This window comes from Daejeonella sp. (assembly GCF_044342615.1).
Taxonomy (GTDB): Bacteria; Bacteroidota; Bacteroidia; order Sphingobacteriales; family Sphingobacteriaceae; genus Daejeonella.
In genome coordinates this window covers 1-7,043 of the sequence record NZ_JBIIPN010000134.1, presented here as the reverse complement: position 1 = coordinate 7,043, position 7,043 = coordinate 1, and the positions used below count along the sequence as shown (strand labels likewise).

The window sequence follows — 7,043 nt, the reverse complement described above, 5'->3', positions numbered from 1 at the left end:
GTTGGTTTCTTCGCTATTAAAATCGATAAATTAGACCTTTATATACCTCAATTTGAGACTAAAAATCAAAAAAATGAAGGGGGATATTATGCTGGATTAAATGTTGATAAAGACTTACCAGATGATGTAACAAGAGATTTTGGGGATCCTAACGAGTCTCTTTTAGCAGCTGCTTTATCTTATTCTGAGAAAGGTACTTTTTCATTTAGTCCCAAAGGTAATACTCTTACTAGTCTTTCTCCTATTTCTTCTAATCAGGAAAAGGTTTTAAATGAAGCTTTAGCTGAGAAAGATAAATTTGAAGGTATGATTTATGATAAACCTCTAAAGCTTAAAAAGCAATAATTTAGTTTGTGTTTTTTATTTAATGCCCTGGATAATAGATCTAGGGCATTTTTATTAGTTATAGAATTCGTTCACAGTTTATAACTAATAATTCATTGTTCAATCCAGTACAAAATAAAAGATATTCGTCGCTTCCATCTTTGATTTTAAGTTTTTTCTTTATTTCCTCTGGACTTAAACCAAAATTGCGACAGATAATATTAGCTTTTTTGATTTCATTTTCTTTTGAAAATTGACCGAAAGTCCACAGTTTTTTAATTTTAAATTTCCTGCCTGGAAACTCATTTATTAACTTCTTAGAAGTGTATAAATGGGTATGTTGATGTAATTTTTCTATTTTAAAATCACGACAAATCAATTTAAAACATCCCGCTTTTAAAAGGGCAGTATCAGGTTCATAAAGATAATCGAGAGGCTCAGAATAGTTTGAAATATTGTAATTCTTTTCATCAGATAGTTTAAAAGTATATTTTTTTTCCTGGTCACCAATTAATATGCAAGTGATTAAAGGATCATTATTTGCATTATTTTTATTGATTACTATTAATAATTCTTTGCAGTCGTTTTTAATGCTAATTACATGAATTTCACTGATTTTTTTTAATTCGCGAATAGCAGATTGAATATCTAATAGCGGTGCTGTTTTAATAATAATACGATCAGAATGTTCATTTAATAGCTCTAAATTGCTAATAATGTCTGGTTCACAATCTTTTAAAAGAAATACTTTTTTTGATTCAACCCTCCGCGAGGGATCAATGTATATTGTGCTAAAGTTTTTGTTTGAATCTTTTAAATAATCAATTCCATTCGTGTTAACATAGTTTATGCTTACACCTAGGACTTTTGAATTATGCTTTGATATTTCAGATAGCTCTTGATTTAATTCACAATGTGTTACAAAGTCTGCTTTTAGCGCAAAAAAATGACTATCAACACCAAACCCGCCAGTTAGATCGATTATGTTATTCCCTTGAATTAAGCCCGCTTTATATTTTGCAGCTATTTCTGAAGATGCTTGTTCAATGGATAATTTTGCTGGGTAGTAAATGTTTTCTGTATTAAACCAAAGTGGAAGTTTAAATTCGCAGCGTTTTTTACTATCTATTTGTTCAGCTAATTCTTTTGAGCTTATTTCTTCAAAAGGACTTTTTTTAAGAATTATTCCGGGGATATCATCTTGCAAATGTTCTTTAATGAACTCCCGTACTTCGCTATGTAATATCCTTTTATTCAATGCTTTACTTTAAAATTATTTGTGCAGTATTACGACTGAATTGTTCCATAATAATTGTTTTTCCTGAGCAAATAGCATTCAAATTCTCTTTTTTGAAATGTCTAACAGTTAATAAACTTAATTCCTGATTGTATTTACAATTAAATTTATCCTTTAAAGTATTTAGAAGTTTATTAAACTTTAAATCATCTTGGTTAAAGCAGACTGATAAACTCATTGCAGATCGTTGCATCATATTTATTTTGATGTTAGACTGTGAAACACATTGCAAAAGGTGAATAAGAATTTGTTCATCTATGAATGAAAAATCTTTAGTTGACATGGATAAAAGCATTTGATTATTCTTAACAATTTTTGCAGCTATATCCGTATTTAGTATCGCCATTGAATGAATGATTGTGCCTTTTTGATTTGGTTCTAAAAAAGGTTTTACATATAATGGCACATTGGCATTTTGTAAAGGTTTAATTGTTTTGGGATGTATGATTGTTGCCCCATAATAAGCCATTTCTAAGGCTTCTGAATAAGGTAATTCATCGTATTTTTGTGCATCAGGAAATAATCTTGGGTCAGCATTCATAATTCCGGGAACATCTTTCCAAACAGTTAGTGATTCGGCTTGTAAGCAGGAAGCAAAAATTGCAGCAGAATAATCGGAGCCCTCACGCCCTAAAGTTGTTGTGAAATTTTCTGATGTCCCGCCAATAAAACCTTGAGTTACAATCACTTGTTTTTTAAGTTGATTTTGTAAGTGAGGCATGCATAATCTAGTTTTATCCATGTCAATTATACCCTCACGATACGAATTGTCGGTATGGATAAAATCTCTTGCATCCAACCATTTAGTACTTATTTCATTTTGATTTAAATAAGCTGCTACTATTCTACTAGAGAGAAATTCGCCAATTGATACTATTTGATCATAGTTGAAATCATAGTCCGGATGAGGTTCATCCTCCAACATCCATTCAATTTCTACAAAGGTATTGGCTATCTCATTAAAAACCTGGTGGTTTTTATTTTCAAATAGATCAAGCATGATGTTTTCATGAAATTGCTTAATGTTTTTAAGAATTTCATGTGCATCTTCATCACCTTTTACGTATTCCTTACAAAGATTCTCGAGGGCGTCCGTAGTCTTACCCATGGCAGAAACAATAATTAATATCTGATCATTAGCATGTGATGCAATAATGTTTGCTAGATTTTTAACGGACTGGGCATCAGAAACAGCAAATCCTCCAAATTTAAATACCTTAATCAAGACTTTAATTTTATTTATAAATATTAGTTCAATGATAAATCTACGACAGTTTTTTAAGTTGATCTTCTGAAAGTGCTACATTTAGCCATCCACCATCAAAATCGGAATTGTACTTTTTGTAAAAATTAATTGCCGGTTCATTCCAGTCTAATACTTGCCATGTCATCCCTTTAAATTTCATTTCAATGGCTTCTTCAATAAGTCTGTTGAATATCAATTTCCCTATTCCTTTACCACGCATTTTTTCTGTTACGAGCAAATCCTCCAGATACATTCTGCAACCTTTCCAAGTAGAATAACGAATATAATATAGACCGAAACCTTGTATAATCCCATTTTCTTCGGCTACAAATGCTTTCCAAACAGGATTTTTGCCAAAGCCTGCATCTTGAAATTCTTCAAGGCGCACTGTTACTTCGTGGGGTGCCTTCTCATAAACTGCGAGTTCATGAATTAATTCTAATAATCTATGGCAGTCTTCTTTTACTGCTACTCTAATCTTGATTTCCATTAATAATTATTTTGATTTCGCTTGACGGGTACCAAAAATAGTGCTTCCAAGCCTAATCATTGTGCTCCCTTTCTCAATTGCCAACTTATAATCTCCAGACATTCCCATTGATATTTCTTTAAAGGCATCATCTTTTCTGAAAAAAGTATCTTTTAATCCTTGGAAAAATATACCTAGTTCATAAAATTCTTCAGCAGTTATTTTAGGATTATCTGTTAATGTTGCAATTCCCATCACTCCACAAATTCGGATATTTTTCATTTCTTTAAACTCATCAGAACGCAATAATTCTATGGCCTCGGCTAAATCTAACCCAAACTTAGTTTCTTCATCTGCAATTTCTAATTGAAGCAGACAATCAATAATTCGATTATTTTTTAAGGCTTGTTTATTTATTTCTTGTAATAATTTTAAACTATCTACAGAATGAATTAGACTTATAAATGAAGCGATATATTTAACTTTATTGCTCTGTAAATGTCCTATTAAATGCCATTCGATGTCTTTAGGTAGTTTTTCATATTTATCTACCAATTCTTGAACCATGTTTTCACCGAATAAACGCTGTCCAGCTTCGTAAGCTTCAGTAATACTTTCAATTGGTTTTGTTTTAGAAACGGCAATTAGCTTTACACTACTATTTCCTATTTCTTTCTTTATCGCTGATATATTAGCTGTAATGCTCATTTATCTGTATTTTTGATTAAAATTTTGAAAAGTTAAACCTACGGGATAGTACTTTAATATGCAATTTATTCTCATCATTATATTCCTAATTAAAATTTAAAATGAAAGGATTTTATTTATTTATTCTGTGCCTATTATTTTTGGCCTCTTGTAAAGATGATAATTTACCAAAGGACTTGATTGAGGAGCAAAAAATGATCCAAATTATGTCAGAATTGCATATTATTGATGGATACATGTCAAGTTTAAGCTATACAGATTCAATCCGTATTAATGGTAAAAATTTTTATAATACAGTTTATAAAAACAATGGAATTACTAAAACCCAATATGAGAAAAGTTTAAAGCACTATAGTATGGATCCAGTGAAATTGGATAGTATGTATAGTGTTGTAATAAAACTTATATCTTACAAAGAAGAGATGTTTAAAAAAAATCCATCGAAAAATATTGAATTAGAAGAATGATATATCCCAATAATGCCGCTGAAAAGTTAGGCTTTCTAGATATTAAAGAATTAATCAAATCCTACTGTCTTAGTACTATGGGGCAGCAAATGGTTGATAAAATTCAGGTAATGACCAACTTTGATTATATCAATAAGTTTTTGCGTCAGACCCATGAATTTAAAAATATCTTACAAAATGATTCGCCTTTACCCATTCAAAACTTTTTCGATATAAAAACTTTGGTCGAGAAGGTTAGGATTGAGGGGACATATCTTACTGAAGAAGAATTTTTTAAGGTTTCTGCTTCTTTAACAACAGTTTTTTCTGTTTTACAATATTTCTCCGATCGAGAAGGACAGTACCCCAATCTAGAAGCTTTATTTGAACATCTTCCAATTGAGAAAGCAATAATTCAAAAGATTGAACAAATTATTGATCCTAAAGGGAAAATTAAAAATAATGCCTCTCCTGAATTAATGAGTATTACTTCAGGAATAGCAAAAGCTGAGCAAGAAGCTCGAAAAAAGATCGATCAAATTTTTAAAAGTGCACAAAATAATGGCTGGACAGCAGATGGTAACCTTACTGTAAGAGATGGAAGATTATGTATTCCTGTTCTTTCTGAGAATAAAAGAAAATTAAAGGGTTTTATTCATGATGAATCTTCATCAGGGCAAACAGTTTTTCTAGAACCTGAAGAGGTCTTTCATCTCAACAATATATTTCGTGATTTGGAATTTGAAAGAAGAAGAGAGATTATTAAATTACTTGTTGCACTAACTAATGAATTAAGGCCCTATGTGCCACTTTTATTATCCTATCATGGATTACTTACTAAGCTTGACTTTGTTAGGGCAAAGGCTCTTTTTGCATTAAATATTGAAGCTGAGATGCCTATCTTGATTAAGGAAGCTGAAATTGATTTGATTAATGCCCGACATCCATTATTATACTTAAATCTTAAGAAAGAAAAGCAAATTGTTGTTCCTTTAAACATTAAAATTGATCAGGAAGCGCGTGTAGTTGTTGTTTCTGGTCCCAATGCTGGTGGTAAATCTGTTTGTATGAAAACAGTAGGTTTACTTCAAATTATGCTTCAATCTGGTTTATTAATTCCAGTAGATGAGCATTCAAAAGTTGGTGTTTTTAAGCAGATTTTTGCGGATATTGGAGATGATCAATCCATAGAAAGCGACTTAAGTACTTACAGCGCTCATTTGTCAAAAATGAAATACTTTATTGAGTTTGCTAATGCTAAAACTCTTGTTTTGATTGATGAGTTTGGGACTGGGACTGATCCACAGTTTGGAGGACCAATTGCGGAAGCAGTTTTGGAGAATTTAAATAAGAAAAATGTTAGGGGAGTGGTAACTACACATTATTCTAATTTAAAGACTTTTGCTAATTCTACACTTGGTTTGGAGAATGCATCCATGCTATTCGATAATGATAAAATGTTGCCTCTTTATATTCTTTCTTTAGGAAAACCAGGAAGTTCTTACGCTTTTGAAATTGCTCAAAAAATCGGCTTAAATGCAAGTGTTTTAGAGTCGGCAAGGCGTAAAATCGGCAATTATCAAAAGAAAGTTGATACCTTATTAGTTGATTTAGAAAGAGATAAAAAAGAACTTATTGATACCAGAAATTCTGTAGAAAAGAGGGAACAAAAAGTAAAAGCTTTACTTGCAGAAAATGAACAATTAAAGGCTTATTTAGAGGAAAACAAAAAGCATATCCTTAAAAATGCTAAGATTGAAGCCCAAAGCATTATTAAAAATGCCAATAAGCTAATAGAAAACACTATTTCAGAAATAAAGGAGAGTAATGCTGATAAAGCTAAGACTCAGCAATTAAGACAAAATCTTGATTTAGAGCTTAAAAAGCATGAAATACAGGAAAAAAAGGTTCATAAAATACCTGAGAAAGAAGAGTTGAAGCAAGGGGATTGGGTTAAGTTCTTGGATTCTGAAAATATTGGTCAAGTATTAGAAATTGCTAGAGATAATGTCATTCTTGCAATGGGTGATCTGCGTTCAGTTGTTAAACTAAATAGGGTCGAAAAAGTATCAAATAGATCAGTTCCTAAGGAGATTAGGAAATCTCATGGTGCTGATTTGACTGAAAGTTTCTCAACATTTAAAACAGAAATTGATCTTCGTGGAATGAGAGGAGATGAGGCAATTTATGAGATTGAAAAGTATCTTGACAGGGCAGTTATGCTTGGTTTATCCAGTTTGAAGATCATTCACGGTAAAGGTGATGGCATTTTACGTAAACTTATTCGCGAATATTTAAAAAAATATTCTTCAGTTAGTCGCATTGAAGATGAGCACCCAGATAGAGGTGGAGATGGCATTACTTTTGTATATCTAAAATAGATTGTCTGTTTTTTATATTAAGAAAATGTATAGGTCATGGAAAATAAGATTAAACTATTGGGTATTCTAATTCTCTTGATTTTCATAACATGTAAAAAATCATCTAAATCGCCTGAAATAGCAATTCAGACTCCTGAAATTGAGATTCAGGTGTTAAGTCAAAATTTATCCT

The 7,043-nt window shown here is 31.3% G+C and carries 6 protein-coding genes and 1 pseudogene; 3 read left to right on the top strand and 4 right to left on the bottom strand.

What is annotated here, in order from left to right:
* Positions 1 to 345: pseudogene (locus tag ACIQ0D_RS10575) on the top strand (hypothetical protein); the annotation flags it as partial.
* A 58-nt stretch (positions 346 to 403) separates the two neighbouring features.
* On the opposite strand, the gene ACIQ0D_RS10570 reads toward ACIQ0D_RS10575, so the two are convergent.
* The 4 genes from ACIQ0D_RS10570 to ACIQ0D_RS10555 are packed head-to-tail and all read right to left on the bottom strand — an operon-like array spanning position 404 to position 4,044.
* Positions 404 to 1,582 (bottom strand): hypothetical protein, encoded by a 1,179-nt coding sequence (locus ACIQ0D_RS10570; protein ID WP_395805407.1) that lies wholly within the window; start codon positions 1,580 to 1,582, stop codon positions 404 to 406.
* Between the two features lie 4 nt (positions 1,583 to 1,586).
* Entirely contained in the window at positions 1,587 to 2,846 is a 1,260-nt protein-coding gene (locus ACIQ0D_RS10565; RefSeq protein WP_395805405.1) for an aspartate kinase, read from the bottom strand.
* A 40-nt stretch (positions 2,847 to 2,886) separates the two neighbouring features.
* Positions 2,887 to 3,357, bottom strand: coding sequence for a GNAT family N-acetyltransferase (locus ACIQ0D_RS10560; protein ID WP_395805403.1), 471 nt, complete (start codon positions 3,355 to 3,357; stop codon positions 2,887 to 2,889).
* A gap of 6 nt (positions 3,358 to 3,363) precedes the next feature.
* The gene (locus ACIQ0D_RS10555; protein ID WP_395805401.1) at positions 3,364 to 4,044 is read right to left on the bottom strand and encodes a YggS family pyridoxal phosphate-dependent enzyme; all 681 of its coding nucleotides are present in this window, start codon (positions 4,042 to 4,044) and stop codon (positions 3,364 to 3,366) included.
* Positions 4,045 to 4,145: 101 nt separating this feature from the next.
* Between ACIQ0D_RS10555 and ACIQ0D_RS10550 the strand changes: the two genes are divergently transcribed.
* On the top strand, positions 4,146 to 4,511 hold the full coding sequence (locus tag ACIQ0D_RS10550) for a DUF4296 domain-containing protein (protein WP_395805399.1): 366 nt from the start codon (positions 4,146 to 4,148) through the stop codon (positions 4,509 to 4,511).
* Positions 4,508 to 6,871: an endonuclease MutS2 gene (locus ACIQ0D_RS10545; RefSeq protein WP_395805397.1), complete on the top strand. Its 2,364-nt coding sequence runs from the start codon at positions 4,508 to 4,510 to the stop codon at positions 6,869 to 6,871. Before ACIQ0D_RS10550 ends, ACIQ0D_RS10545 begins: the two co-directional genes overlap by 4 nt.
* Positions 6,872 to 7,043 lie beyond the last annotated feature (172 nt).